Below are 25,779 nucleotides of genomic sequence, written 5' to 3'. Positions count from 1 at the left end.
CCGGTCCGGGGGAGGACACCAGGGGCAGGAAAGCCAATGCGCAAAGGGCAGTACAGGTTCGTCGCGGGATTTCTCTTCGTTCCCGTGGCGCTCTATCTGATCTTCGTGATCTGGCCGTACATGCAGACGTTCGGCTATTCGCTGACCGACTGGAAGGGCCAGTCACAGACCTTCAAGTTCGTCGGACTGGACAACTACAGGGCGCTGTTCCAGGACGACGTCTTCATGCAGGCCATCTGGCACAACATCCTGTTCCTGGTGTTCATCCCGGTGATCACCATTTTGCTCGCCCTGTTCTTCGCCTTCATGGTGAATGCGGGCGGGCGCAGCAAGGCCGGCGGGGTGCAGGGTGTCGCCGGATCCAAGTTCTACAAGATCATCTACTTCTTCCCGCAGGTGCTGTCGCTGGCGATTGTCGCGGTGCTGTTCAACGCGGTGTACCGCAGTGACGGTGGTGGTCTGCTCAACGGCTTTCTGATCAAGATCGGCCTGGTGGACGCGAGCAATCCCACGGAATGGCTGAACGATCCCGACCTGGTGCTGTGGGCGCTGATCGTGGCCGTGGTCTGGCACGGCGTCGGTTTCTACCTGGTGCTGTTCTCGGCCGCCATGCAGTCCATCCCGAAGGACATCTACGAGGCCGCGCTCATCGACGGCGCCGGGCGCAACCAGTCCTTCTTCCGCATCACCCTGCCGCTGCTGTGGGACACCGTGCAGACCGCCTGGGTGTACCTCGGCATCGTCGCGATGGACATGTTCGTCCTGGTCTCCTCCATGACCGCGAGCATGGGCGCGTACGGCGGAGGGCCCGATCACCACAGCGACGTCATGTCGACCGTGATGATGCGCAACTTCCAGTACTTCGGCAAGAGCGGCTATGCCTGCGCCATGGGCGTGGTCATGCTGCTGCTCACGCTGGTCCTGTCCCTGGTGATGCTGCGCGCCACCCGCCGCGAGCGCGTCGAGTTCTGAGCGGAAGAGACGACAACGATGAGCGCACCCCTCAAGGAGACCGTCCCCTCGGGCGGTACCGTTCCGCCCCAGCGCCCGGCGGGCAAGGCCCTGGCACGAGCAGGTGAGCAGCGCAGCGAAGGCGTCGTGCTGAACGTCTTCTCGCACGGCTTCCTCGCCCTATGGGCGCTGCTGATCGTGCTGCCACTGCTGTGGCTCGTGTTCAGCTCCTTCAAGACCGACGCCCAGATCGGCGGTTCGGCCCTCGGCTGGCCCGACAACTGGACCTTCGACGTCTTCCGCCGGGCCTGGGACAAGGGCATCGGTGACTACTTCCTCAACACCCTCATCGTCCTGGTCTTCTCCGTGCCTCTGACGATGCTGCTCGGCTCCATGGCCGCGTACGTTCTCGCCCGGTACCAGTTCTGGGGCAACCGGCTGCTGTACTACTTCTTCGTCGCCGGCGCGATGTTCCCCGTGTTCCTCGCCCTCGTCCCGCTGTTCTTCATGGTCAAGCGGCTGGACATGCTCAACACCTACCAGGGCCTGATCCTGGTCTACATCGCCTACTCGATGCCGTTCACGGTGTTCTTCATGCACGCCTTCTTCCGGACCCTGCCGACAGCGGTCTTCGAGGCGGCGGTCCTCGACGGGGCCTCGCACACCCGGACCTTCTTCCAGGTGATGCTGCCGATGGCGAAGCCGGGGCTGATCAGCGTCGGCATCTTCAACACGCTCGGCCAGTGGAACCAGTTCATCCTGCCGACCGTGCTGATGCAGCCGCAGAGCGGCAGCGACCCCGAGCGGTACGTCCTCACCCAGGGGCTCATCCAGCTGCAACAGCAGCAGGGCTACGCCTCCGACCTGCCCGTCCTCTTCGCGGGCGTGACCATCGCGATGATCCCCATGCTGGTGGTCTACCTGTCGTTCCAGCGCCAGGTGCAGGCGGGACTGACGTCGGCCACCCTGAAATAGCCCTCCGAAACCGTCGGCGCGCGCCGCTCCCGGCTCCCGGGGGCGGCGCTGAGCCATGTGCACAGGGGCCCGGAAACAGTTCAACCTCTTGACGGGAGGCGACCCGAACAGCTCAGCTTAGAGTTCACTAGTTGGACATAGACGGGGCCTCATTGAAGCGGTCCCGCGCGCAGGAGGTCGTCGTGGAGACTCCGGGGTCGCAGTCGTCACTGCACCGAGCCAACCTGGAGCGGGTCGTACGGGCCGTCCGGCTGGCCGGGTCACTCACGCAGGCGGAGATCGCGAGGACCACGGGGCTGTCCGCGGCAACGGTCTCCAACATCGTCCGCGAGCTCAAGGACGGCGGAACGGTCGAGGTCACGCCCACCTCGGCGGGTGGCCGAAGAGCCCGCAGCGTCTCCCTCAGCGGCGACGCCGGGATCGTCATCGGCGTGGACTTCGGGCATACGCATTTGCGCGTCGCGGTCGGGAACCTGGCCCACCAGGTGCTGGCCGAGGAGTCCGAGCCGCTGGACGTGGACGCCTCCTCGGCGCAGGGCTTCGACCGGGCGGAAGAGCTGGTCAATCGCCTGATTGCAGCAACCGGTGTCGACCGGTCCAAAGTCGCGGGCGTGGGCCTCGGTGTGCCCGGTCCGATCGACGTCGAGTCCGGCACCCTCGGCTCGTCGGCGATCCTGCCCGGCTGGATCGGCACCAAGCCCGCCGAGGAGCTGCGGGGGCGGCTCGGCGTGCCCGTGCACGTGGACAACGACGCCAACCTCGGCGCCCTCGGCGAGCTGGTCTGGGGCAGTGGCCGGGGGGTCAGGGACCTGGCGTACATCAAGGTCGCGAGTGGTGTCGGAGCGGGTCTGGTGATCGACGGGAAGATCTACCGGGGGCCCGGCGGCACTGCGGGAGAAATCGGACATATTACACTCGATGAGTCGGGCCCTGTCTGCCGCTGCGGTAACCGGGGATGCCTGGAAACCTTTGCGGCAGCGCGCTACGTACTTCCGTTGCTCCAGTCGAGCCACGGCACCGACCTGACGATGGAAGGCGTCGTGCGGCTGGCCAGGGACGGAGACCCGGGCTGCCGTCGGGTGATCGCCGACGTCGGCCGTCACATCGGTTCTGGAGTCGCCAATCTCTGCAATCTGCTGAACCCGAGCCGGGTCGTCCTGGGCGGTGATCTCGCCGAGGCCGGTGAGCTGGTGCTCGGGCCGATCAGAGAGTCCGTCGGCCGCTATGCGATCCCCAGTGCAGCGCGCCAACTGTCCGTTCTCCCGGGGGCACTTGGGGGCCGTGCGGAGGTGCTCGGAGCGCTCGCTCTCGCACTCAGCGAGATGGGCGATTCGACCCTTTTGGATGGCACCTTGTCGACTGCGACACCTGCCTTCACTTAGAGAACGCATGACGCCGTTGCCATCTCGTTAAGTATTTACTTCTTGACGTCGCACGTGTGGCCGAGTTGACTTCCAGCCACCTCGGCCGCAGCGTTGCGGCCCTGTCAGGGAGGCACCCCCAAATGAACGCAACGATGCGTAGAGTCGTGATCGGCACGGCCGCGGTTTCGATGGCACTGTCCATGGCCGCCTGCGGCAAGGCCGGTGACAAGAAGAACGACTCCGGCAGCTCGAGCTCCGGCGGCACCAAGGCCTCGATCGGCCTGCTTCTTCCCGACAACACGCAGACCCGTTACGAGCAGTTCGACCGGCCGCTGTTCGAGGCCAAGGTCAAGGAGCTGTGCTCCGGCTGCACCGTGCAGTACGCCAACGCCAACGCCGACGCGGCCAAGCAGGCGCAGCAGGTCAGCAGCATGATCACCAAGGGCGTCAAGGTCATCGTGATCAGCGCTCAGGACTCCGCGGCCATCAAGTCCTCGATCCAGACCGCGGTCAACAAGGGCATCAAGGTCGTCGCCTACGACCGTCTCGCGCAGGGCCCGGTCTCCGCGTACATCTCCTTCGACAACGTCAAGGTCGGCGAGCTGCAGGGTCAGGCGCTGCTCACCTCGCTGGGCTCCAAGGCGAACAAGAGCTCCAAGGTCGTCATGATCAACGGTGACGACGCCGACCCGAACGCCGCCCAGTTCAAGAAGGGCGCGCACCAGGCCCTCGACGGCAAGGTCGACATCGCCTACGAGCAGTCCGGCCTCTGGAAGGACACCGTCGCCGCCCAGAAGATGTCCGCGGCCATCACCCAGCTCGGCGCCAAGAAGATCGCGGGCGTCTACTCCGCCAACGACAGCATGGCCGGTGGCATCGCCAACACCCTCAAGGGCGCCGGTATCGCCGGTATCCCGCTGACGGGTCAGGACGCGGAGCTCGCCGCCATCCAGCGGATCCTCGCGGGCACCCAGTCGAGCACCGTCTACAAGGCCTACAAGCCGGAGGCCGAGGGCGCCGCGACGCTCGCGGTCGACCTGGCCCAGGGCAAGAGCATCTCCTCGCTCGCCACCACGACGCTGACCAGCGGCTCCGGCGACAAGGTGCCCTCCCAGCTGCTGACCCCGGTGTCGGTCACCAAGGCCAACATCAAGGACACGGTCGTCAAGGACGGTCTGTACACCGTCAAGCAGATCTGCACCGCCGCCTACGCCAAGGCCTGCAAGTCGGCCGGCCTCGAGTAGTCGAGCACCCGAGTGACTGCCCGGACCCCTGGGCAGTCACCGCAGCCGCGACCGCCACGCGGTCCCGCGAAGCCTGTCCGGCGCCCGCCCCGGCTTTCATACCCCGCTACCGGGACGGGTGCCGGACGGAACCGTTGCCAAGGGCAGCGGATTCGCGCATGTTCATCCTGTAAACCTCGTGCGTCTTCGCACACCTCTCCGCGCAGTACCCCAAGCGCGGCATCCCCGCCGGTCAGGCGGCGAAGGAGATGGTTCACGTGTCCGCTACGCCCGTGCTGGCGTTGCGCGGAGTCTCCAAGCGATTCGGTGCGGTCCAGGCCCTCACCGACGTAGAGCTGGAGGTCCACGCCGGAGAAGTCGTCGCCCTGGTCGGCGACAACGGCGCAGGGAAGTCGACCCTGGTCAAGACGATCGCAGGTGTCCACCCCATCGATGAGGGCGTCATCGAGTGGGAGGGCAACCCGGTCAGCATCAACAAGCCGCACGACGCCCAGGGACTCGGTGTCGCGACCGTCTACCAGGACCTCGCCCTGTGCGACAACCTCGACGTGGTCGGCAACCTCTACCTCGGACGTGAGCTGCTGCACCGCGGCGCCATCGACGAGGTGACGATGGAGAAGAACGCCCGGGAGCTGCTGTCCACGCTCTCCATCCGCATCCCGAGCGTCCGCATCCCGATCGCGAGCCTCTCCGGCGGTCAGCGCCAGGTCGTCGCCATCGCCCGCGCGCTGATCGGCGACCCGAAGGTCGTCATCCTCGACGAGCCCACCGCCGCCCTCGGCGTCGAGCAGACCGCGCAGGTCCTCGACCTGGTCGAGCGGCTGCGCGAGCGGGACCTCGGCGTCATCCTCATCAGCCACAACATGGCCGATGTCAAGGCGGTCGCGGACACCGTCGCCGTTCTGCGCCTGGGCAGGAACAACGGCTCCTTCCCCGTGAAGGACACCAGCCACGAAGAGATCATCGCCGCGATCACGGGTGCCACGGACAACGCCGTGACCCGTCGTGCGGGGCGTCGCAGCACGGAGGCGGCAAAGTGAGCGACACGTCCAAGGTTTCCAAGACGGACGCCGCGCCGGAGCAGCAGGCAACGACTCCGGCGGACGACCCCACGGCCGCGCCGGTCGCCGTCGTCGACCCGCGGCTGCTGGTCCGCGAAGAGGGCTTCAAGGGCTACCTCACCGAGTTCAAGCGCAAGGTGAAGGGCGGCGAGCTGGGCTCGCTGCCGGTGGTCATCGGCCTGATCGTCATCTGGACGATCTTCCAGCTGAAGAACGACCGCTTCCTCAGCGCGGACAACCTGTCCAACATCAGCTACTACCTGTCGGCCACCGGCATGCTCGCCATCGGCCTGGTGTTCGTGCTGCTGCTCGGCGAGATCGACCTCTCCGTGGGCTCGGTCAGCGGCCTGGCCTCGACGATCTTCGCCGTGTTCGTGGTCGAGCACGGGATGAACGACTGGCTCGCTCTGGTCCTGACGATCCTGACCGGTATCGGTATCGGTGCGCTGCACGGGTTCTTCTTCGCGAGAATCGGTGTGCCGGCCTTCGTGGTGACACTCGCCGGCTTCCTGGGCTGGAACGGTCTGATGCTGTGGCTGCTGGGCTCCAGCGGCACCATCAACATCCCGGCCGACACCGGCCCGGTGCACCTCTTCGGTCAGAACTCCTTCTTCATGGACCAGGCCGTCATCGGCGCCTATCTGCTGGCCGGCCTCGGCGTCTTCCTGTCCCTCGTGGGCCAGTTCAACGAGCAGCGCCGCCGCCGGGCCGCCGGGGTGCCCTTCCGTCCCACCAGCGAGATCCTGGTGCGCGTCGTCCTGCTCGGTGTGGCGTCCTTCGCGGCCGCGGCCGTGCTGAACAACGCCGCCGGTGTCTCCAACGCCCTGGTGATCTTCCTCGCCTGCCTGGTGGTCGTCGACTTCGTGCTGCGGCGCACCACCTACGGCCGCAAGGTGTTCGCGGTCGGCGGTGGCATCGAGGCGGCCCGCCGTGCCGGTATCAGCGTGCCCATGGTCCGCATCACCGTGTTCGCCATCTCCGGCATGTTCGCTGCGATCGGCGGCATGTTCTTCGCCGGCCAGACCGCGAGCGCGACGCTGACCGCGGGTGGCGGCAACACCCTGATGCTCGCCATCGCGGCGGCGGTCATCGGTGGTACGTCGCTGTTCGGCGGCCGGGGTTCGGTCTGGTCCGCCCTGCTGGGCATGCTGGTCATCCAGTCGATCCAGACCGGCCTGGACCTGCTCAACATGAACACGTCCATCCAGTACATGATCACTGGTGCGGTTCTGCTCGGTGCGGTGGTCATCGACTCCGTCAGCCGTCGGAGCCAGAAGGCTGCCGGTCGCGCATAACGCGGTCGCGCCGTAGGGGGTGCGGTGGATCGGCGGGTGCCGGCCGGATGTGGCTGGTCGCGCAGTTCCCCGCGCCCCTGATGGGGCCGCAGGCGGCCCCTCTCTCATACCTGTGCCCGGCGCCAATGGCGGTGCCGGGCGCAGTCGTGTCATAGGGGCGGCGGATCTTGGGTACAGCCGATCGCGTGACCTATGACGCACTGCCCGGGCGTCGGCCGCGCAGGCGGAACATTAGACTCGACGAGCCCGGCAACAGCTCTACTGCAAGGAGGCACGGGTGCCGCTGCTGACCCGCATCAGGGGACCGCGCGATCTGGACCGGCTCAGCCTGGAGCAGCTGGACCAGCTGGCAGAGGAGATCCGGACCTTCCTCGTCGACGCCGTCTCCAAGACCGGCGGCCACCTCGGCCCCAACCTGGGCGTCGTCGAGCTCACCATCGCCCTGCACCGCGTCTTCGAATCCCCGAAGGACAAGGTGCTGTGGGACACGGGCCACCAGTCCTATGTGCACAAGCTGCTGACCGGCCGCCAGGACTTCGCGAAGCTGAAACAGAAGGGCGGCCTGTCCGGCTACCCCTCGCAGGCCGAGTCCGAGCACGACGTCATCGAGAACAGCCACGCCTCCACGGTGCTCGGCTGGGCCGACGGCCTCGCCAAGGCCAACCAGATCCTGGAGCGCGACGACCATGTGGTCGCCGTGATCGGTGACGGCGCCCTGACCGGCGGCATGGCCTGGGAGGCCCTCAACAACATCGCCGACGCCAAGGACCGCCCCCTCGTCATCGTTGTCAACGACAACGAGCGCTCGTACGCCCCGACCATCGGCGGCCTCGCGAACCACCTCGCGACTCTTCGTACGACCGACGGGTACGAGCGGTTCCTGGCCCGCGGCAAGGACCTGCTGGAGCGCACGCCCGTCGTCGGCAGGCCGCTCTACGAGACGCTGCACGGAGCGAAGAAGGGCCTCAAGGACTTCATCGCCCCGCAGGGCATGTTCGAGGACCTCGGCCTGAAGTACGTCGGTCCCATCGACGGTCATGACATCGAGGCCCTGGAGTCGGCGCTGGCGCGCGCCAAGCGGTTCGGCGGCCCGGTGATCGTGCACTGCCTCACCGAGAAGGGCCGCGGCTACCAGCCCGCCCTCCAGGACGAGGCCGACCGCTTCCACGGCATCGGCCCCATCCACCCCGACACCGGCCTGCCCATCAAGGCCTCCGGCGCCGACTGGACCTCCGTCTTCGGCGACGAGATGGTGCAGCTCGGCAAGGAGCGCAAGGACATCGTCGCGATCACCGCGGCGATGCTGCAGCCGGTCGGCCTGAAGAAGTTCGCGGACGCCTTCCCGAAGCGGATCTACGACGTCGGCATCGCCGAGCAGCACGCGGCCGTCTCCGCCGCGGGCCTCGCCACCGGCGGACTGCACCCCGTCTTCGCTGTCTACGCGACCTTCCTCAACCGGGCCTTCGACCAGGTGCTGATGGATGTCGCCCTGCACAAGTGCGGTGTCACCTTCGTCCTGGACCGGGCCGGCATCACCGGCACCGACGGCCCCTCCCACAACGGCATGTGGGACATGTCGATCCTCCAGGTCGTCCCCGGGCTCCGGCTGGCCGCCCCGCGCGACGCCGACCAGGTGCGCAAGCAGCTGCGGGAGGCCGTCGAGGTCAAGGACGCGCCGACCGTGGTGCGCTTCTCCAAGGGCGCCGTCGGACCCGCCGTACCCGCCGTGGGACGGGTGGGCGGCATGGACGTCCTGCGCGAGCCCGGCACGGACACCCCGGACGTGCTGCTCGTCTCCGTGGGCGCCCTGGCCCCCATGTGCCTGGAGATCGCCTCCCTGCTCGACAAGCAGGGCATCTCCACCACCGTCGTCGACCCGCGCTGGGTCAAGCCCGTCGACGAGGCCATGGCGCCGCTCGCGGAGCGGCACCGCGTGGTCGTCACCGTCGAGGACAACTCCCGTGTCGGCGGAGTCGGTTCGTCCATCGCGCAGGCCCTGCGCGACGCGGGCGTCGACGTACCGCTGCGCGACTTCGGCATCCCGCCGCGCTTCCTCGACCACGCCTCCCGCGCCGAGGTGATGACGGAGATCGGGCTCACGGCACCCGACATCGCCCGCCAGGTCACCGGCCTCGTCTCCAAGCTGGACGGCCGCTTCAACCGCGAGGCGGCCGAGGTCGACTCGGTGGAGCCCGCGCGCGACTGACCCGCCCGATACGACCGGATGGGCCGCTGACACCACCGCCGAGGGTGGTGGCAGCGGCCCATCTGCGTGAATCCGCCCGCGCCGGGGCATACGCAGTACGCCCCCTCTCGATCATGTCGAGGACGACGAAGCGTGGGAGGTAAGCCCATGAGCAGTACCCTCTTCCGGACGAAGAAGGTCGAGCAGTCCATCCTCGATACCGAGGAACCCGAGCACGCGCTCAAGAAATCCCTGTCCGCGCTCGATCTGACCGTCTTCGGCGTCGGCGTCATCATCGGCACCGGCATCTTCGTTCTCACCGGCACGGTGGCCAAGAACAACGCCGGCCCGGCCGTCGCCCTGGCCTTCGTCGCGGCCGGCGTGGCCTGCGGGCTCGCCGCGCTCTGCTACGCCGAGTTCGCCTCCACGGTCCCGGTGGCCGGCTCCGCCTACACCTTCTCGTACGCCTCCCTGGGCGAACTGCCCGCCTGGATCATCGGCTGGGACCTGGTCCTGGAGTTCGCGCTCGGTACGGCGGTGGTGGCCGTCGGCTGGTCCGGGTACATCGCCTCCCTCCTCGACAACGCCGGCTGGCATCTGCCCGAGCGGCTGAGCGGCAGGGAGGGGGCGCACGGCTTCGGCTTCGACATCCTCGCCGCCGCCCTGGTCCTGGTGCTGACCGCGATCCTCGTGGTGGGCACGAAGCTCTCCGCGCGGGTCACCTCCGTCGTCGTCGCCATCAAGGTGACCGTCGTGCTGACCGTGATCGTCGCGGGCCTGTTCTTCGTCAAGGGCGACAACTACCAGCCGTTCATCCCCAAGTCGCAGACGGTGGAGGCGGGCGGGAGTCTCAAGGCCCCGCTCATCCAGCTGATGTTCGGCTGGGCGCCCTCCAACTTCGGCGTGATGGGCATCTTCACGGCGGCTTCCGTCGTCTTCTTCGCGTTCATCGGTTTCGACGTCGTCGCCACGGCCGCCGAGGAGACCAGGAACCCGCAGCGGGACATGCCGCGCGGCATCCTCGGCTCGCTCGTCATCTGCACGGTGCTGTATGTCGCCGTGTCGATCGTCGTCACCGGCATGGAGCACTACACCAAGCTGTCCGTGAGCGCCCCGCTCGCCGACGCCTTCAAGGCCACCGGGCACCCCTGGTTCGCGGGCTTCATCAGCTTCGGCGCCGCCGTCGGACTGACCACGGTCTGCATGATCCTGCTCCTCGGCCAGACCCGGGTCTTCTTCGCGATGAGCCGCGACGGGCTGCTGCCGCGCTTCTTCTCGCACGTCCACCCGCGCTTCAAGACCCCGCACCGGCCGACCATCCTGCTCGGCGTGATCATCGCGATCGTCGCCGGCTTCACCAGCCTCAGCGAACTCGCGGAACTGGTGAACATCGGCACGCTCTTCGCCTTCGTCGTGGTCGCGATCGGCGTGATCATCCTCCGCAACACCCGCCCCGACCTGCACCGTGCCTTCCGTACCCCGTGGGTCCCGGTCATCCCGGTCCTGTCGGTGTGCGCCTCGCTGTGGCTGATGCTGAACCTGCCCGCCGAGACCTGGCTCCGGTTCGCCATCTGGATGGTGATCGGCTTCGTCGTGTACTTCCTCTACGGCCGCTCCCACAGCCGTCTGGCACGGGGCGAGCAGACGACGACGGGCGACGTCCTGAAGTAGCCCGCTGCCGCTGCGGGCAGTCGTGCCGCTCGGCGGCACGGGTGGCCGCAGCGGCACCCCGCCGGCGCGGGCAAGCCAACCCACCCGCCCGCACGAGCCGCGCGCATGCTACGGCCTGACAGTTCGCGGTCCGGAGACCGACGCCCCCAACTCCCGTACCCTGCGCCGCAGTTCCCGGTCCGCGGTCACCACCAGGACCGGGCGGCCCTGCGCCCCGGCGACCAGGTCGACCATGTGGTCGTCCCCGCTGCCCGGCGCCGACTCCACCCGGACGCCGGGCACCGTCTCCACCCCGCGCGCCGCCCCCTCCACCACGAGAACGATCTCCACGGGACCGGAGTGGCCCGGCAGACCGTCGGCCGCGAGCCGGTCGCGGAGGCGCTCGGCGGCCCCCCGCCGGTCACGCCACCAGCCGTCGGGCACCGACCCGACGACGTTCGCGGCGTCGACGATCACGAGCAGGGGGTCGCTCTCAGTCATGCGGCAAGGTTCGCACAGCTGCCGCAGCCGTCCGCTCAGTCCACCGGCTTCTCGTCGAAGCTGGCGAAGTACGCGGCGGCCATGTCCTCGTCGCCGTGGCCCTGTGCGGCGGCCCGCTCCATGCGTTCGGCGGTTGCCGCGGCGACGTCCAGACGGACTCCGTTCCGCTGTCCGGCCTCGACGATCAGACGGGCGTCCTTGGCGGCTGTGACCACCGCGAACTGGGCCGGGGACAACTGGCCGTTGAGGACCAGCCCCGCCTTGGCCCTGAGGTAGCCCATGTCGAGCGGGCCGCCCGCGATCAGGTCGAAGAAGCTCTGCGGGTCGACCTCCAGGGCCCGGGACAGGGCGAGCACCTCGCCGGTCGCCGCGGTCGCGGCGAGCACCCAGCTGTTGGCGACCAGCTTCAGCCGGGTCGCGCTGCCGGCCGCGCCGTCCTCCCCGGTCCACAGCGTGCGGGCGCCGACCGCGTCGAACACCGGCTCCACCACCGCCCGGCTGTCGGCGGGCCCGGCGGCCAGCACGGTCACCTGCCCCGCCTCCGCGGGCCGGCGGGTGCCGAGCACCGGGGCGTCGTAGAAGACGAGGCCGTGCTCCTCGGCGAACGCGGCCAGTCCCGCGATCGCCTCGATGCCGGCCGTAGTCGCCTGCACCCAGGCGGCGCCGGGGCGCAGCGCGGGGGCCGCCTCGCGCATGACGTCCAGGGCGGCCGGACCGTCGTAGACCATGGTCAGGACGACATCGGCGCCCTGGACGGCCTCGGCGGGCGTGGCGGCGATGTGCGCTCCGTCGGCGGCGAGCGGCTCGGCCTTGGCGCGGGTGCGGTTCCAGGCGCGGACCAGGTGGCCGGCGCGGGCGAGGTTGCGGGCCATGGCGGCGCCCATGATGCCGGTGCCGAGGACGCCCACGGTGAGCTGGTCGGTCATGAGTTCGGCTTCCTTCTCACTGTTGCTGTGGTTGCTCGGGGACAGCCTGCCCGCTCGGCGCCCGGCCGCACGCCCAAGGACGCAGGCCCTGCCGTCTGGATCGGCTCGGCGTCGCGGGGGCTGGCATGCACTCCCCCCACTGCCTCAAGGGCGTGGGGGACCCCCAGCGGCGTTGTCGTCGGTTGCCGACGCTCCGCGTCGGGGACCCCCATGACCCCGCTCGGGGTGGCTGCAAGCCACCGTGCCCTGCGGCCGACCCGATCCAAACGGCAGGGCCCAGGGGCCGGGCCACGACCCGCGTGTCGCCCCGCTTAGAGTGAAGCGGTGAACGGCGACTGGCTCCTGCGCGGCCGTGACGGCCGGCTCAGTGTCTACCTCCCCACCGACGACGCCCTCCTGTGCCGGGCGGAGCGCTCGCCCGGCGGCCCCTGGACGGCCGCGCACCGGGTCGGCGGCGAGCAGAGGCTGCACCCCTCACCCGCGGTCGGACAGGGCAGCGACTCCTACGCCCATCTGGTGTCCTGGCGGCCGACCGTGTCCGGCGAGGCCGGCCTCGTGCACTCCACCCACTTCCGGCCCCGGCTCGCCGCCCTCGACTGGGCGCCGATCGGGCACCCGGACAAGAAGGGATCCCGCACCGGCCCGCCCGCCGTCGCGGTCGACGCCGAGGGGCGCGCCCACGTCTTCGTCCGCAACAACGGCGGCGGGGTGAGCATGGTCGCGCAGAAGGAGAAGGGCGGCTGGGAACCCTGGCGGGACCTCAAGGGGCATGACGTACAAGGGGAACTGGCCGCGGTGACGGGGGAGTCGGGGCGCGTCGAGGTGTACGCGGCCGTCCCCGGCGGCATCCTGCACTGGCGGCAGGAGAAGGCGGCCGCCCAGCCGGCCCTGGAGGAGGCGATGGAGGCGCCGGTCCGCCCGGACACGCTGTACGCGCTGGCCACCTCCCCGGCCGGCACGACCCTCTTCTACACCGACGAGTCGGGAGACCTGTGCGCCTGGCGCCCCGGCGCCAAACCCGTCACCCTGCTGCCCTCCGCCGGGCCCGGCCCCGTCTCCGCGGTGCGCTGCGAACTCGACGGCCACGACTGCACCCTGCTCGCGCAGCGCTCGGCGAGCGGGCGGGTCGCCTTCGCCGCGTATCCGACCGAGCAGGAGTCGGCAGGCGCCTGGTGGACCGAGTCGGGCCCGGCCCTTCCCGCGGACGCCGCCGTGTCCCTCGCGGTGGACGAGGACGGCCGCGTGGTGGCGGCAACGTTGTCCCCGTCCACCGGACAGCTCCTGCTCACCCGACGCAAGGACGAGCCGGGGCTGGCGCTGGAGGCCTGGCGCAAGGTGTGACGCCCGGCGGTCGCGCGCTTCCTCCGCTTCCGCTTACCGCTGTGGCCGGTTTCTGCCGTCGTCCGGCGAGCGCCCCAGGTCGTTCCGTTTACCGACCGAACGAGACCACATGAGGGCAGCTAGTGACAGGAGACACCCAAGGTATGAAAAAGGTTGTACAGGTAAGGGCGTGACAAGAGGCACGCGAAGCGTTCGTGGTGACGATGTGAAGGTCTTGTTAGCCTTCCTGAACCTGTTCGAATTCTTTGAGCGCGGGTGGCCGAGAGCCGCCCGCGCTTCTGTTGCCGTGCCAACGGGGTTGGGAATGATGTTGTGAGCAGATCCTCTGCGGTGGATCTTGTCGTGGTCGGGCTCGGTTACGTAGGACTTCCGCTGGCCCGCTCGGCCGCTGCGGCGGGGCTGAAAGTGATCGGTCTCGACCGCAGCCGGAACGTCGTCGACGGTCTGAACTCCGGCCGCTCGCACGTGGACGACATCACGGACGCCGAGGTCGCCGTGATGCTCCAGCAGGGCTTCGAAGCGGTGGACCGGCCCGACGTCATCGCCGACGCCGCCGCCGTCGTCATCTGTGTGCCGACCCCCCTCACCGAGTACGCCCCCGACCTGACCGCGGTGAACGCCGCTGTCGAGGACATCGCCGCCCACCTGGCTCCGGGCACCCTCGTCGTGCTGGAGTCCACGACGTACCCCGGCACCACGGACGAAGTCGTCCGCCCGCGCCTCGAGGCCGGCGGTCTGAGGGTCGGCGAGGACTTCCACCTCGCCTTCTCGCCCGAGCGCATCGACCCGGGCAACGCCAGCTTCGGCCTGGAGAACACGCCCAAGGTGGTCGGCGGCGTCACCGCGGACTGCACCAAGGCCGCCCGCGCCCTCTACGAGCGCTTCGTGACACGTGTCGTCGAGGCCAAGAGCACCCGCGAGGCCGAGATGGCCAAGCTGCTGGAGAACACCTACCGGCATGTGAACATCGCGCTCGTCAACGAGATGTCGATGTTCTGCCGGGAGATCGGCGTCGACCTGTGGGACGCCATCCGCTGCGCCTCCACCAAGCCGTTCGGCTTCGCGCCCTTCTACCCGGGCCCCGGCGTCGGCGGGCACTGCATCCCGATCGACCCCAACTACCTTTCCTACAAGGTCCGTTCGCTCGGCATCCCGTTCCGCTTCGTGGAGCTAGCGCAGGAGATCAACCAGCGCATGCCCGTCCACGTCGTCAACCGGGCCGCCGACCTGCTGAACGACCAGGGCAAGGCGGTGCGCGGCGCCCGCGTGCTGCTGCTCGGCGTCACCTACAAGCCCGACATCTCCGACCAGCGGGAGAGCCCGGCCCTCGCGGTCGCCGAGAACCTCCTCGCCCGGGGCGCCGAACTCGTCTATTTCGACCCGCGCGTCGAGAACTGGAAGGTCGCCGGCAGCCCGGTCGAGCGGGCCGAGGACTACCTCGCCGCCGCCGAGACCGCCGACCTCACCATCCTGCTCCAGTCCCACCGGGAGATCGACCTCGGTCTGCTGGCCGACCGCGCCCGTGCGCTGTTCGACACCCGGGGCAAGTCCGCCGACCACCCGCGGGTGGTCAAGCTGTGACTGCCGACGATACGTACATACCGAGCGCCGTCGAGTCCGGCGGCCGCCGCGCGCACCGCAAGCGCCGGCACCTGAAGGTCTCGTACTTCGTCTTCCTCGCCCTCGCCGCACTGATCGTCACCCGGCTCGACGCGGGCTCCCTGCACCTGTACTCGCTGGGCGCCATGGGCCTGCTGGCCCTGAAGATGTTCGGCGCCCTCTTCTACCGTCCGGCCAAGGCCGGGCGGGAGGAGCTGGAGTACCTGGAGAACGCCTGGGTCACCGCGGTCATCCCGATCTACAACGAGGACCCGGTGATGTTCGAGCAGGGCATGCGCAGCCTCCTCGCGCAGAGCCGCCTGCCGAACGAGATCCACATCATCGACGACTGCAGCGCCGATCCCGGCGGCATCCGTGCGGCGAAGAAGATGCGCCGCGAGTTCGAGGCCCGCGGGGTGAAGTACACCGTCAGCGTGCAGCCCGAGAACAAGGGCAAGCGCGAGGCCCTGGCGCTGGGCTTCGAGGCGGCGCCGTACTCGGACATCTTCCTGTGCGTGGACTCGGACACGATCCTGTCCCGGGACACCGTCCGCGAGCTGCTGCTGCCGCTGGCCGACGAGAAGATCATGGCCTCCACCGGCATGGTGCTGGCGCTCAACCACGACAGCAACATCTTCACGCGCCTTCAGGACCTCAGGTACGGCAACTCCTTCCTCTTCGAGCGGGCCGCCTACTCCCGTCTGAAGTCGGTCCTGTGCTGCTGCGGCGCGCTCTCCGCGTACCGCGGCACCCTGGTGCGCAAGTACCTGCCGGACTTCCTGAACCAGCAGTTCCTGGGCAAGCCGGCCGTCTTCGGTGACGACCGCCGGATGACCAACTACTGCCTCATGGAAGGCCAGGTCGTCTTCCAGGAGACTGCCGTCGGCTATACGGCCGTCCCCGAGAAGCTGCCGCACTTCCTGCGCCAGCAGGTCCGCTGGAACAAGTCCTTCTTCCGCGAGTCCCTGTGGGCCTTCACGCACCAGAAGAAGTACCGCCCGGCCTTCTGGCTGACCTGCATGGAGCTCGCGCTGTGGCTGGTCTTCGGCACCGCGATGTTCTACTCGATGGTCATCACGCCGATCCTGCATCCGGACCGCTTCGTCGCCCACATCGGCGACTACCTGGTCTTCATGGTGCTGATGGGCTACCTCCGCAACGTCCGCTATCTCGACTTCCCGCGCCGCGGCATGGGCTTCATCAAGCGCTTCGGCATGTTCCTGCTCGCGCCGATCTACGGCGTGATCCAGCTGACGCTGCTCACCCCGCTGCGGTTCTACGCCCTGCTCACCCTGCACAAGGGCAGCTGGGGCACCCGGCAGGCCGGCGTCGAGGTGTCCGTGGCCGGCGATCACGAGTCCGACGTGACGGAGATCTTCGAGGAAGAGGATCCGTACTCCGACAAGAAGGTCACCGAGACGCTCCAGCTGATGCGTCTCGAGGGCGTGGCCCTGCGCCGCACGGCCCACCGCGTCGCGCCCGCCATCCCCAGCCAGCCGCAGCCGCTGCCCGGCTACCACGAGCAGCACGCCTACGCGCCCCAGCAGCGGGTGTCCTGGGGCACTCCGGAACCGCAGTGGCAGGGCGGGCAGCACGACCCGTACTACAACGGGCAGGACCCCAGTCACCCCGGCCACCAGGGACAGTACGTCGATCCCTCCTGGCAGCAGGGCGGCCAGGGCTGGTGAGCGTGAGGGGGCGGCCGTGCCGCCCCCTCGGCTCGTTCCCTACGAGTAGTACGCCATCGCCTCGGCCACCGTCAGCACGGGAATCCCCCGGTCGGCGATCGCCTTCATCAGCGTGTCCAGGCCCGCCCTGCTGATTTCCGTGCTGGCCGCCGGAGCCCCGGCCACGATCCGGTGCAGACAGAGGATCAGCCAGTCCCCGTTGTGCGCGCACCGGTCGAGCCGGCCGCCCGCCGCCGTCAGGTTCGCCAGCGCCGTACCGCCGACTCCCGAGCCGTCGGTGATGCCGGTGAGCGCCTTCAGGCGGTACGGCATCGCGGGCGCGAAGGACTCGATGGTCTCGGAGACGATCGACCGGGCGGTGGTGAAGTGCCGGCTCGCGATCTGGTCCACCGGCACGCCGTCCGTGGTCTTCTCGAAGGCGCCGTGCGGATAGGCGAAGTGCTCGCTGGTGAAGCCGTTGCCCACCAGCCACTCCCGCAGGGTCCGCAGATCGTCGTCCACCTGCTGCGCGGTGAGGGCGCTGTAGCTCGCGGTGTGCGCGCTCGTCGCATACGCGTGCCCGGCCATCTCCCAGCCCGAGAAGTCCTGCAGCGAACGCATCTGGTCAACCGTCAGATATGCGCCGCTGCCGATGGCGTCGGCGATGTTGTAGACGGTGCCGGAGTAGCCGTACGCGTCCATCACCGGACGGGCCAGTCCGTGCACGGAGGTGTGCGAGTCGTCGAAGGTGATCGAGACGACGCCCTTGGGGAAGACGGACGAGGTGTCCGGGATCAGCTCGACGGCCTGGAGGTGGTACGTCACCGGGCCGCCCGCGTTGTCGTACACCGCGAAGGACATGTCCGTGAAGCCCGTCGTGGTGGACGGCACTCCGGTGGACGAGATCGAGTACGTCCCGGCCGCGCTCGTGACGTCGGCCCACTGCAGGTGCACGGTGACCCATTCGCCCGACTGCACGTAGTTCGCGGCCGTCGCGGAGTGCGTGTGGAACTGCCAGAGGAAGTGGTTCGCGAGCGAGCCGGTGCCCAGGTAGAAGGACATCTTGGACAGGTTGGCGGTGTCGTCGACCCGGAAGACGAGCCGGATCGCCTTGCCGGTCAGGCTCGTCGCCGCACCTCCCAGCTTGCGGACGTACGACTGCTTTCCCGCGCCCGTGGTGGTCACCCGCACCGACTGGGTGCCGCGCACGAACAGCGAGGTGTCGTTCGCGTCGGCGGAGGAGGTGCCGGTGCCCGCGGCGCTCCAGCCGTGCCCGGACTGGAACTGCTGCGACCAGGTGGCGCGCCGGTGTCTGGGACGGCGGCCGGAGGGCGCGTAGGTCGGTGGTGTGCCCAGACCCCCGAGGCCGGCGGCCGCCGGCCCGGCCGAAGCGGTGCCGAGTGAGGCGCCGCCGGCGGTCGCCAGCCCCGCGGTTCCGGCCAGTAGCAGTGCCGACCGGCGGCTCAACCCCTGCGCGTCCCGCGCCTTTCCACGGCTCATGCGTGCCCCCCAATTCATACTGGCCCCCCGGCTCAGGATGTGGTGTCGAAGTAGTTCATGCCGTTCGCGCTGTAGGCCTTGACCGCCGCGTTCACGTCGTCCTGGGACTGCGCGTCCTTGGCGTTGTAGTAGAGCCAGTCGACCTTCATGTCCCAGGCGCGCTCGCCGCCCTTGAAGGGCAGGTCGATGAACCAGGTGTTGAAGTTCACGGACATGCCGGCGCGCGGGGCGTACTTGCCGCTGGTGCTGTAGATCTTCCTGCCGTCGACGCGATAGGTCACCACGCCGTCCTTGACGGTCATCACGACGGTGTGCCAGCCGGCCAGGCTCTTGACGGTCGTGTTGTACACACGGTCCTCGACGGTGTGCCAGGTCACGTTGTCCAGCTTGGGGCCGAGCCGGCCCCACCCCCCGTTCGGCAGGTACTCGTTGTCGAGCTCGCTGTACATCGAGCCCTTGCCGCCGATGGTGTAGAAGGTCTGGTTGACGTGGTCGCCGTTCTTGCCGGACGTGGGGTCGTCGCTGAAGTGGATCCGGGCGGCATACGTCCCGGAACGGAACTCGCGCCGCGAAGTGCCCACACTGGCCTGCTCGGTGCCGGCCTTCGTACCGTCCGTGCGGGCACGCAGATTGAGTACCTGGCCGTCGCCCAGGGCGTCCTTGTCGGAGGGGAAGGTGACGCCGTCGGCCGACCACGTGTCGTGGATGCCGGGCCCGCCCTCGCTCGTGCGGACCAGCCAGCCGTGCTTGAACAGCGCGGGGTCCTTCGGGCCGGTGTAGTGGAAGTTGTCGAAGAGGACACCGGAGGGGACGTCAGGGGCCGGACGGGCGGCGTCCTTGGAGGCGTTCTTGTCGTCGTCGGGCTTCGTGCCGTCCGGCTCCTCACCCCAGGCGAGAATCCCGCGCTTGTACGCGGTGACCGTCTTCGACTCCTTGTACGTCGTCTTCTCCGCGTCGAAGGAGCGGTCGTTCGACTGGTCCAGCTTCCTGTGGTCGACGCGGTACAGCTGGACGTCGATGCCCTTGCTGTTGGCGCCCGGCTGCAGCGTGCCCGCGCCGCCCGTGAACCTGAGCTCGAGGTAGTGGTCGGCGGTCCTGGCCGGCCTGTCCAGCTCGACGACGCTCCCGGCGACGTCGGAGCAGCCGAAGGCGGCCTGGACGCAGTTGAAGGCGTACGAGCCGCCGTCCGCGGTGAAGTAGTACCGCAGCGTCACCTCGCTCAGCGGCAGCGGCTTCTTCGACCCGTTGAAGATCTCCAGCGAGGGCTCGGCCGTCGTGGCCGTCGCGGGTGTGGCCGTCCGGTACCGGACGGTGAGCTCGGGCGGGTCCGGGTTCGCCTTGCGCCAGATCGGATACAGGGCCGTGGCGCCCGCGGCCACCACCGCAACGAGAAGCAGCAGCTTGACCTTGGGCCACACCCGACGTCGGGGTTGTTGGCGGCGGCGGGTGGACGCCACGGAGTTCCTCCGCAGGAAATCGATACGTTCCGACCCGTCTCTGATCAGGAACGAAAAGTGAATGTGAAGAATGTGATCTGGGTGTGTGGAGATCCTAACGGTAAACGCATAGCAAAGGGGGCGGTCGCCCGGATCGATACCGGGCGCCCGCCCCCTTGCAGGGCAGTGCCGTTACGCGGGAACGCTTGCCACGCCCGGAGCCAGGAACTTCTTGCCGTTCACACGCTCCGAGACACCCTCGCGGTCCAGGTAGGGCGTGATGCCGCCCAGGTGGAAGGGCCAGCCGGCGCCCGTGATCAGGCAGAGGTCGATGTCCTGGGCCTCGGCGACGACGCCCTCGTCGAGCATGAGCCCGATCTCCTGGGCGACGGCGTCGAGGACACGGTCACGGACCTGCTCCTCGATCAGGACGACATCGCCCTGCTTGAGGAGCGCGGCGACCTCGGGGTCCAGCTCCGGCTTGCCGGAGTCGTAGACGTAGAACCCGCGCTTGCCCGCCTTGACGACGGCCGCGAGGTTCGGGGAGACCGTGAAGCGGTCCGGGAAGGCCCGGTTGAGGGTCTCCGAGACGTGCAGACCGATCGCGGGGCCGACCAGCTCCAGGAGCACCAGCGGGGACATCGGCAGGCCGAGCGGCTCGACGGCCTTCTCGGCGACCTCGACCGGGGTGCCCTCGTCGATGACGTTCTGGATCTCGCCCATGAAGCGGGTGAGGATGCGGTTCACGACGAACGCCGGGGCGTCCTTCACCAGCACCGCGGTCTTCTTGAGCTTCTTGGCGACGGCGAAGGCGGTGGCCAGCGACGCGTCGTCGGTCTGCTCGCCGCGCACGATCTCCAGGAGCGGGAGGATCGCGACCGGGTTGAAGAAGTGGAAGCCCACGACCCGCTCGGGGTTCTTCAGCTTCGACGCCATCTCCGTCACCGAAAGCGAGGAGGTGTTGGTGGCGAGGATCGCGTGCGCCGGGGCGACCGCCTCGACCTCCGCGAACACCTGCTGCTTGACGCCGATCTCCTCGAAGACGGCCTCGATGATGAAGTCGGCGTCGGAGAAGCCCTCGGCCTTGTCCAGCACACCGGTGACCAGGGCCTTGAGGCGGTTGGCCTTGTCCTGGTTGATACGGCCCTTGCCGAGCAGCTTGTCGATCTCGGCGTGGACGTAGCCCACACCCTTGTCGACGCGCTCCTGGTCGATGTCGGTCAGCACGACCGGCACCTCCAGGCGGCGCAGGAAGAGCAGGGCGAGCTGCGAGGCCATCAGGCCCGCGCCGACCACGCCGACCTTGGTGACCGGACGCGCCAGGTTCTTGTCCGGGGCGCCCGCGGGACGCTTGCCGCGCTTCTGGACCAGGTTGAACGCGTAGATGCCGGCGCGCAGTTCGCCACCCATGATCAGGTCGGCGAGCGCCTTGTCCTCGGCGTCGTAGCCCTGCTGGAGGTCGCCGTTCTTGGCGGCGGCGATGATGTCGAGGGCGCGGTAGGCGGCCGGGGCGGCGCCGTGCACCTTGGAGTCCGCGATGAACCGGCCCTTGGCGACCGCCTGGTCCCAGGCCTCACCGCGGTCGATCACCGGACGCTCGACCTCGATGTCGCCCTTCAGCACCTGAGCGGTCCAGATCAGCGACTGCTCCAGGAAGTCCGCGCCCTCGAAGATCGCGTCCGCGATACCGAGGTCGAAGACCTGCTGGCCCCCCAGCTGCTTGTTCTGGTTGAGGCTGTTCTCGATGATCACCGAGACGGCCTTGTCGGCACCGATGAGGTTCGGCAGGATCGTGCAGCCGCCCCAGCCCGGGACCAGCCCGAGGAAGACCTCGGGCAGCGAGAACGCCGGGAGCGCCTTGGAGACGGTCCGGTACTTGCAGTGCAGACCGACCTCGACGCCACCGCCCATCGCGGCACCGTTGTAGTACGCGAAGGTCGGCACCGCGAGGCCCGACAGCCGCTTGAAGACCTCGTGGCCGCCCTTGCCGATGGCGAGCGCGTCCTTGTGCTCCTTCAGCAGCTCGACGCCCTTGAGGTCGGCGCCGACGGCGAAGATGAAGGGCTTGCCGGTGATGCCGACACCGACGATCTCGCCGGCCGAGGCCTCCTTCTCGACCTGGTCGATGGCGGTGTTGAGGTTCGCCAGCGAGGCCGGGCCGAAGGTGGTCGGCTTGGTGTGGTCGAAGCCGTTGTCCAGCGTGATCAGCGCGAATCGACCGGCGCCGTACGGCAGGTCGAGGTGGCGTACGTGCGCGGACGTCACGACCTCGTCCGGGAACAGCTCGGCCGCGCCCTTCAGGAGTTCGGTGGTGCTCACTTGTTGCCTCCGGCGTCCTTGTGGTTCGGGTTCTCCCAGATCACCGTGGCGCCCATGCCGAAGCCGACACACATGGTGGTGAGGCCGTAGCGGACCTCCGGCTGCTCCTCGAACTGGCGGGCCAGCTGCGTCATCAGACGGACGCCGGAGGAGGCCAGCGGGTGGCCGTACGCGATCGCGCCGCCGTACTGGTTCACACGGGCGTCGTCGTCGGCGATGCCGTAGTGCTCCAGGAAGGCGAGCACCTGGACGGCGAAGGCCTCGTTGATCTCGAAGAGGTTGATGTCCTCGATCGACAGACCGGCCTTGGCGAGGGCCTTCTCGGTCGCCGGGATCGGGCCGTAGCCCATCACCTCCGGCTCGACGCCCGCGAAGGCGTACGAGACCAGGCGCATCTTGACCGGCAGGTTGTTCTCGCGGGCGAAGTCCTCGGAGGCGATGATCGAGGCGGTCGCACCGTCGTTCAGACCGGCGGCGTTACCGGCGGTGACGCGGCCGTGCACACGGAACGGCGTCTTCAGGCCCTGGAGGTTCTCCAGGGTGGTGCCCGGGCGCATCGGCTCGTCGGCGGTGACCAGGCCCCAGCCCGTCTCACCGGCCTCGGCGTTGGTGCGGCGCACCGAGATCGGCACCAGGTCCTGCTGGATCTTGCCGTTGGCGTACGCCTTGGCGGCCTTCTCCTGCGAGCGCACGGCGTACTCGTCGGCGCGCTGCTTGGTGATCGTCGGGTAGCGGTCGTGCAGGTTCTCCGCGGTCATGCCCATGAAGAGCGCGGACTCGTCGACCAGCTTCTCGCTGACGAAGCGCGGGTTCGGGTCCACGCCCTCGCCCATCGGGTGGCGGCCCATGTGCTCGACACCACCGGCGATGACGGCGTCGTAGGCACCGAAGGCGATCGAACCGGCGGTGGTCGTCACGGCGGTCAGGGCGCCGGCGCACATGCGGTCGATGGAGTAGCCCGGGACCGACTGCGGCAGCCCGGCGAGGATGCCGGCCGTGCGGCCGAGGGTGAGCCCCTGGTCACCGATCTGCGTGGTCGCGGCGATGGCGACCTCGTCGATCTTCTTGGGGTCGAGGCCGGGGTTGCGGCGCAGCAGCTCCCGGATCGCCTTCACGACGAGGTCGTCGGCGCGGGTCTCGTGGTAGATGCCCTTCGGGCCCGCCTTGCCGAACGGGGTACGGACGCCGTCGACGAAGACGACGTCCCTGACGGTACGAGGCACGATGGCTCTCCTCCAGATGCGGGATGGCACTGCTGCACGGCGCAAGCGCAAGCGCTGAGCGCGCGCTCAGGCCCATGCTACTTGCGGGTAACGTACCTGCACACCCCTGACGGCTGGAGCGGTGAACGTCACACTCGCGGGGGTGCGCGGTACTCAGGGCCACCCGGTCGCTGCTCTCCGCCGATCGGCCGCTGCTGGAGCCGGGGAGGTGTCCCTAGGCGGACAACGCGGCCACCAGCACCGGCGTCACCTGCTCGACCTGCCAGGGCCGAGCCCCCAGCCCCGAGAGCGCCGCACCGACCGAGTCCGCGTCGACGACCTTCGGCGGCTCCCAGCACACCCGCCGCACCGTGTCCGGCGTGATCAGGTTCTCCTGGGGCATGTTCAGCTGCTCGGCCAGGGCGGACACCGCCGCCCGGGCCGCCGACAGACGCGCCGCGGCGGCCGGGTCCTTGTCGGCCCACGCGCGCGGCGGCGGGGGCCCGGTCACCGCCTGCCCCGGCGCCGGCAGCTGCGCCTCCGGCAGAGCCTTCGCACGGTCCACCGCGGCCTGCCACTGCTCCAGCTGCCGCCGTCCCATCCGGTTCCCGAACCCGTTCAGGGCGGCCAGCGCGTGCACATTGCCCGGAAGGGAGAGCGCCGCCTCCACGATGGCGGCGTCCCCGAGCACCTTCCCCGGCGACACGTCCCGCCGCTGGGCGATCCGGTCCCGCGTCTGCCACAGCTCCCGCACCACGGCGAGCTGCCGGCGCCGTCGCACCTTGTGCATCCCGGACGTACGCCGCCAGGGGTCCTTGCGGGGCTCCGGCGGCGGAGCCGAGGCGATCGCGTCGAACTCCTGCCGGGCCCACTCCAGCTTGCCCTGCCGGTCCAGCTCCTTCTCCAGCGCGTCGCGCAGATCCACCAGGAGCTCGACGTCCAGCGCCGCATAGCGCAGCCACGGCTCGGGCAGCGGGCGGGTCGACCAGTCGACGGCGGAGTGGCCCTTTTCGAGTACGAAGCCGAGGACGTTCTCGACCATGGCGCCGAGGCCGACCCGGGGGAACCCGGCGAGACGGCCCGCGAGCTCGGTGTCGAACAGCCGCGTCGGCACCATGCCTATCTCGCGCAGACACGGCAGGTCCTGAGTGGCCGCGTGCAGCACCCACTCGACGCCGGAGAGCGCCTCTCCGAGGCCCGAGAGATCGGGACAGGCCACGGGATCGATCAGCGCGGTCCCGGCGCCCTCGCGGCGCAGCTGCACGAGATAGGCACGCTGGCCGTAGCGATAGCCGGACGCGCGTTCCGCGTCGACGGCGACGGGTCCTGAACCGGCCGCGAAGGCGGCGACCACCCGGGCGAGCGCGTCCGCGTCGGCGATCACGGGCGGGATGCCCTCGCGCGGCTCCAGCAGAGGGGTCGGTTCCGGGCTCGGTTCTGCGTTCGGCGCCCCCGTAACAGATGTTCCGCCGTCTTCCGGAGGGGCGCCTCCGGTGGTTCGCAGTGAGCTGTCTGCTGCGGTCTCTTGGGCGTCGGTCACGTGTCAAGGGTATCTGTGTATGGACAGCGCCCGCCGACGTAACGTTCCGTCGACGGGCGCCTGGGGGTCGTAAACCAGTCAGGTCGGTGAAAGATCCGGTTCACGACAGGTGGGACACGGCCGGGGGGATCGACTCCGATCCTGTTCACGTCCGTGAATGGCAGAGATGTACAGGGGAGAGGGGCGAGACGGGGGCGAGAGGGAGTCGGGAGAGAAGTAAAGGGCGGGGCGTACGGCTCAGTGGATGATGCCGGTCCGCAGCGCCACCGCGACCATCCCGGCGCGGTCACCCGTGCCCAGCTTGCGGGCGATGCGGGCGAGGTGGCTCTTGACGGTCAGTGCGGACAGGCCCATCGAAACGCCGATCGCCTTGTTCGACTGGCCCTCCGCGACCAGTCGCAGCACCTCGACCTCGCGGCCGGAGAGCTCGCGGTAGCCACCCGGGTGACTCGGGGCACCCGGGGGGCGGCGGTGCATACGCGCGGCGGCGGATCCGATGGGGGCGGCGCCCGGCCGGGTGGGGAGCCCGACGTTGGTACGGGTGCCGGTGACGACATAGCCCTTGACGCCGCCCGCGAGGGCGTTGCGCACGGCGCCGATGTCGTCGGCGGCGGACAGCGCGAGGCCGTTGGGCCAGCCCGCCGCGCGGGTCTCCGAGAGGATGGTGAGGCCGGAGCCGTCGGGCAGGTGGACGTCGGCGACGCAGATGTCGCGGGGGTTGCCGATGCGGGGACGAGCCTCCGCGATGGACGAGGCCTCGATGACATCACGCACACCGAGCGCCCACAGATGTCGGGTCACGGTGGAGCGGACGCGTGGATCGGCCACGACCACCATGGCGGTCGGCTTGTTCGGGCGGTAGGCGACCAGGCTTGCGGGCTGCTCGAGGAGAACGGACACCAGGCCTCCTGGGGTGCGGGACGGCTTTCAAGGTCACAGTCGTCTTCGGCACCAAACCCGAAGTCCTTTAGGGAAAGATCACGATTTAGTGAGTATCAATTAGTGCAATTCGGACACGCGATC

The 25,779-nt window shown here is 69.1% G+C and carries 19 protein-coding genes; 11 read left to right on the top strand and 8 right to left on the bottom strand.

Going from position 1 to position 25,779, the window contains the following annotated elements:
* Window positions 1-36: 36 nt before the first annotated feature.
* From ABT254_RS12970 to ABT254_RS12935, 8 genes are all read left to right on the top strand, one after another.
* Entirely contained in the window at window positions 37-972 is a 936-nt protein-coding gene (locus ABT254_RS12970; protein ID WP_351467781.1) for a carbohydrate ABC transporter permease, read from the top strand.
* Window positions 973-990: 18 nt separating this feature from the next.
* A complete protein-coding gene (locus tag ABT254_RS12965; RefSeq protein WP_351467779.1) occupies window positions 991-1,926 on the top strand; it encodes a carbohydrate ABC transporter permease in 936 nt (311 codons plus the stop codon).
* A 182-nt stretch (window positions 1,927-2,108) separates the two neighbouring features.
* Complete coding sequence (locus ABT254_RS12960; protein WP_351467776.1) at window positions 2,109-3,308, top strand: ROK family transcriptional regulator; 1,200 nt, start codon at window positions 2,109-2,111, stop codon at window positions 3,306-3,308.
* Between the two features lie 122 nt (window positions 3,309-3,430).
* Window positions 3,431-4,534, top strand: a complete 1,104-nt coding sequence (locus ABT254_RS12955) for a sugar ABC transporter substrate-binding protein (RefSeq protein WP_351467773.1) — start codon at window positions 3,431-3,433, stop codon at window positions 4,532-4,534.
* Between the two features lie 248 nt (window positions 4,535-4,782).
* Window positions 4,783-5,574 (top strand): ATP-binding cassette domain-containing protein, encoded by a 792-nt coding sequence (locus ABT254_RS12950; RefSeq protein ID WP_351467770.1) that lies wholly within the window; start codon window positions 4,783-4,785, stop codon window positions 5,572-5,574.
* Window positions 5,571-6,890 (top strand): sugar ABC transporter permease, encoded by a 1,320-nt coding sequence (locus ABT254_RS12945; protein ID WP_351467767.1) that lies wholly within the window; start codon window positions 5,571-5,573, stop codon window positions 6,888-6,890. The genes ABT254_RS12950 and ABT254_RS12945 overlap by 4 nt, the downstream gene beginning before the upstream one ends.
* Window positions 6,891-7,167: 277 nt before the next feature.
* Entirely contained in the window at window positions 7,168-9,096 is a 1,929-nt protein-coding gene (gene dxs, locus ABT254_RS12940) for a 1-deoxy-D-xylulose-5-phosphate synthase (RefSeq protein ID WP_351467764.1), read from the top strand.
* A 147-nt stretch (window positions 9,097-9,243) separates the two neighbouring features.
* Window positions 9,244-10,746 carry an amino acid permease gene (locus tag ABT254_RS12935; protein ID WP_351467761.1) on the top strand — a complete coding sequence of 501 codons (1,503 nt, stop codon included), beginning with the start codon at window positions 9,244-9,246 and terminating at the stop codon, window positions 10,744-10,746.
* A gap of 108 nt (window positions 10,747-10,854) precedes the next feature.
* Here the strand turns inward: ABT254_RS12935 and ABT254_RS12930 are convergent, their stop codons facing one another.
* Window positions 10,855-11,226, bottom strand: coding sequence for a PIN domain-containing protein (locus tag ABT254_RS12930; RefSeq protein ID WP_351467758.1), 372 nt, complete (start codon window positions 11,224-11,226; stop codon window positions 10,855-10,857).
* A gap of 35 nt (window positions 11,227-11,261) precedes the next feature.
* The gene (locus ABT254_RS12925; protein WP_351467755.1) at window positions 11,262-12,152 is read right to left on the bottom strand and encodes an NAD(P)-dependent oxidoreductase; all 891 of its coding nucleotides are present in this window, start codon (window positions 12,150-12,152) and stop codon (window positions 11,262-11,264) included.
* A gap of 324 nt (window positions 12,153-12,476) precedes the next feature.
* Between ABT254_RS12925 and ABT254_RS12920 the strand changes: the two genes are divergently transcribed.
* The 3 genes from ABT254_RS12920 (at window position 12,477) to ABT254_RS12910 (ending at window position 16,780) form a co-directional block, all read left to right on the top strand.
* Window positions 12,477-13,493, top strand: coding sequence for a DUF8189 domain-containing protein (locus ABT254_RS12920; RefSeq protein ID WP_351467752.1), 1,017 nt, complete (start codon window positions 12,477-12,479; stop codon window positions 13,491-13,493).
* A 312-nt stretch (window positions 13,494-13,805) separates the two neighbouring features.
* A complete protein-coding gene (locus ABT254_RS12915; RefSeq protein ID WP_351467749.1) occupies window positions 13,806-15,074 on the top strand; it encodes a nucleotide sugar dehydrogenase in 1,269 nt (422 codons plus the stop codon).
* Complete coding sequence (locus ABT254_RS12910; protein WP_351467746.1) at window positions 15,071-16,780, top strand: glycosyltransferase; 1,710 nt, start codon at window positions 15,071-15,073, stop codon at window positions 16,778-16,780. The genes ABT254_RS12915 and ABT254_RS12910 overlap by 4 nt, the downstream gene beginning before the upstream one ends.
* Window positions 16,781-16,819: 39 nt before the next feature.
* Here the strand turns inward: ABT254_RS12910 and ABT254_RS12905 are convergent, their stop codons facing one another.
* The 6 genes from ABT254_RS12905 to ABT254_RS12880 all read right to left on the bottom strand — a co-directional run bounded on the left by ABT254_RS12905 (window position 16,820) and on the right by ABT254_RS12880 (window position 25,656).
* Complete coding sequence (locus tag ABT254_RS12905; protein WP_351467743.1) at window positions 16,820-18,259, bottom strand: polysaccharide deacetylase family protein; 1,440 nt, start codon at window positions 18,257-18,259, stop codon at window positions 16,820-16,822.
* Between the two features lie 32 nt (window positions 18,260-18,291).
* A complete protein-coding gene (locus tag ABT254_RS12900) occupies window positions 18,292-19,716 on the bottom strand; it encodes a cellulose binding domain-containing protein (RefSeq protein ID WP_351467741.1) in 1,425 nt (474 codons plus the stop codon).
* A 171-nt stretch (window positions 19,717-19,887) separates the two neighbouring features.
* The gene (locus ABT254_RS12895; RefSeq protein ID WP_351467738.1) at window positions 19,888-22,014 is read right to left on the bottom strand and encodes a 3-hydroxyacyl-CoA dehydrogenase NAD-binding domain-containing protein; all 2,127 of its coding nucleotides are present in this window, start codon (window positions 22,012-22,014) and stop codon (window positions 19,888-19,890) included.
* Window positions 22,011-23,237, bottom strand: coding sequence for a thiolase family protein (locus ABT254_RS12890; RefSeq protein ID WP_344401850.1), 1,227 nt, complete (start codon window positions 23,235-23,237; stop codon window positions 22,011-22,013). The genes ABT254_RS12895 and ABT254_RS12890 overlap by 4 nt, the downstream gene beginning before the upstream one ends.
* Window positions 23,238-23,451: 214 nt before the next feature.
* Window positions 23,452-24,756 (bottom strand): HRDC domain-containing protein, encoded by a 1,305-nt coding sequence (locus ABT254_RS12885; RefSeq protein ID WP_351467735.1) that lies wholly within the window; start codon window positions 24,754-24,756, stop codon window positions 23,452-23,454.
* A 237-nt stretch (window positions 24,757-24,993) separates the two neighbouring features.
* On the bottom strand, window positions 24,994-25,656 hold the full coding sequence (locus ABT254_RS12880) for a response regulator transcription factor (RefSeq protein ID WP_030939825.1): 663 nt from the start codon (window positions 25,654-25,656) through the stop codon (window positions 24,994-24,996).
* Window positions 25,657-25,779 lie beyond the last annotated feature (123 nt).

This window comes from Streptomyces sp. NPDC001137, assembly GCF_040298885.1.
In the GTDB taxonomy this organism is placed as follows: Bacteria; Actinomycetota; Actinomycetes; order Streptomycetales; family Streptomycetaceae; genus Streptomyces.
This window is presented reverse-complemented; position numbering and strand designations above follow the sequence as displayed.

Excerpts from the sequence above, each read along its gene's own strand:
- ABT254_RS12970 (WP_351467781.1), top strand. The coding sequence starts at position 37 with ATGCGCAAAGGGCAGTACAGGTTCGTCGCGGGATTTCTCTTCGTTCCC.
- ABT254_RS12955 (WP_351467773.1), top strand. The coding sequence starts at position 3,431 with ATGAACGCAACGATGCGTAGAGTCGTGATCGGCACGGCCGCGGTTTCG.
- ABT254_RS12925 (WP_351467755.1), bottom strand. The coding sequence starts at position 12,152 with ATGACCGACCAGCTCACCGTGGGCGTCCTCGGCACCGGCATCATGGGC.
- ABT254_RS12930 (WP_351467758.1), bottom strand. The coding sequence starts at position 11,226 with ATGACTGAGAGCGACCCCCTGCTCGTGATCGTCGACGCCGCGAACGTC.
- ABT254_RS12965 (WP_351467779.1), top strand. The coding sequence starts at position 991 with ATGAGCGCACCCCTCAAGGAGACCGTCCCCTCGGGCGGTACCGTTCCG.
- ABT254_RS12935 (WP_351467761.1), top strand. The coding sequence starts at position 9,244 with ATGAGCAGTACCCTCTTCCGGACGAAGAAGGTCGAGCAGTCCATCCTC.
- ABT254_RS12950 (WP_351467770.1), top strand. The coding sequence starts at position 4,783 with ATGGTTCACGTGTCCGCTACGCCCGTGCTGGCGTTGCGCGGAGTCTCC.
- ABT254_RS12905 (WP_351467743.1), bottom strand. The coding sequence starts at position 18,259 with ATGAGCCGTGGAAAGGCGCGGGACGCGCAGGGGTTGAGCCGCCGGTCG.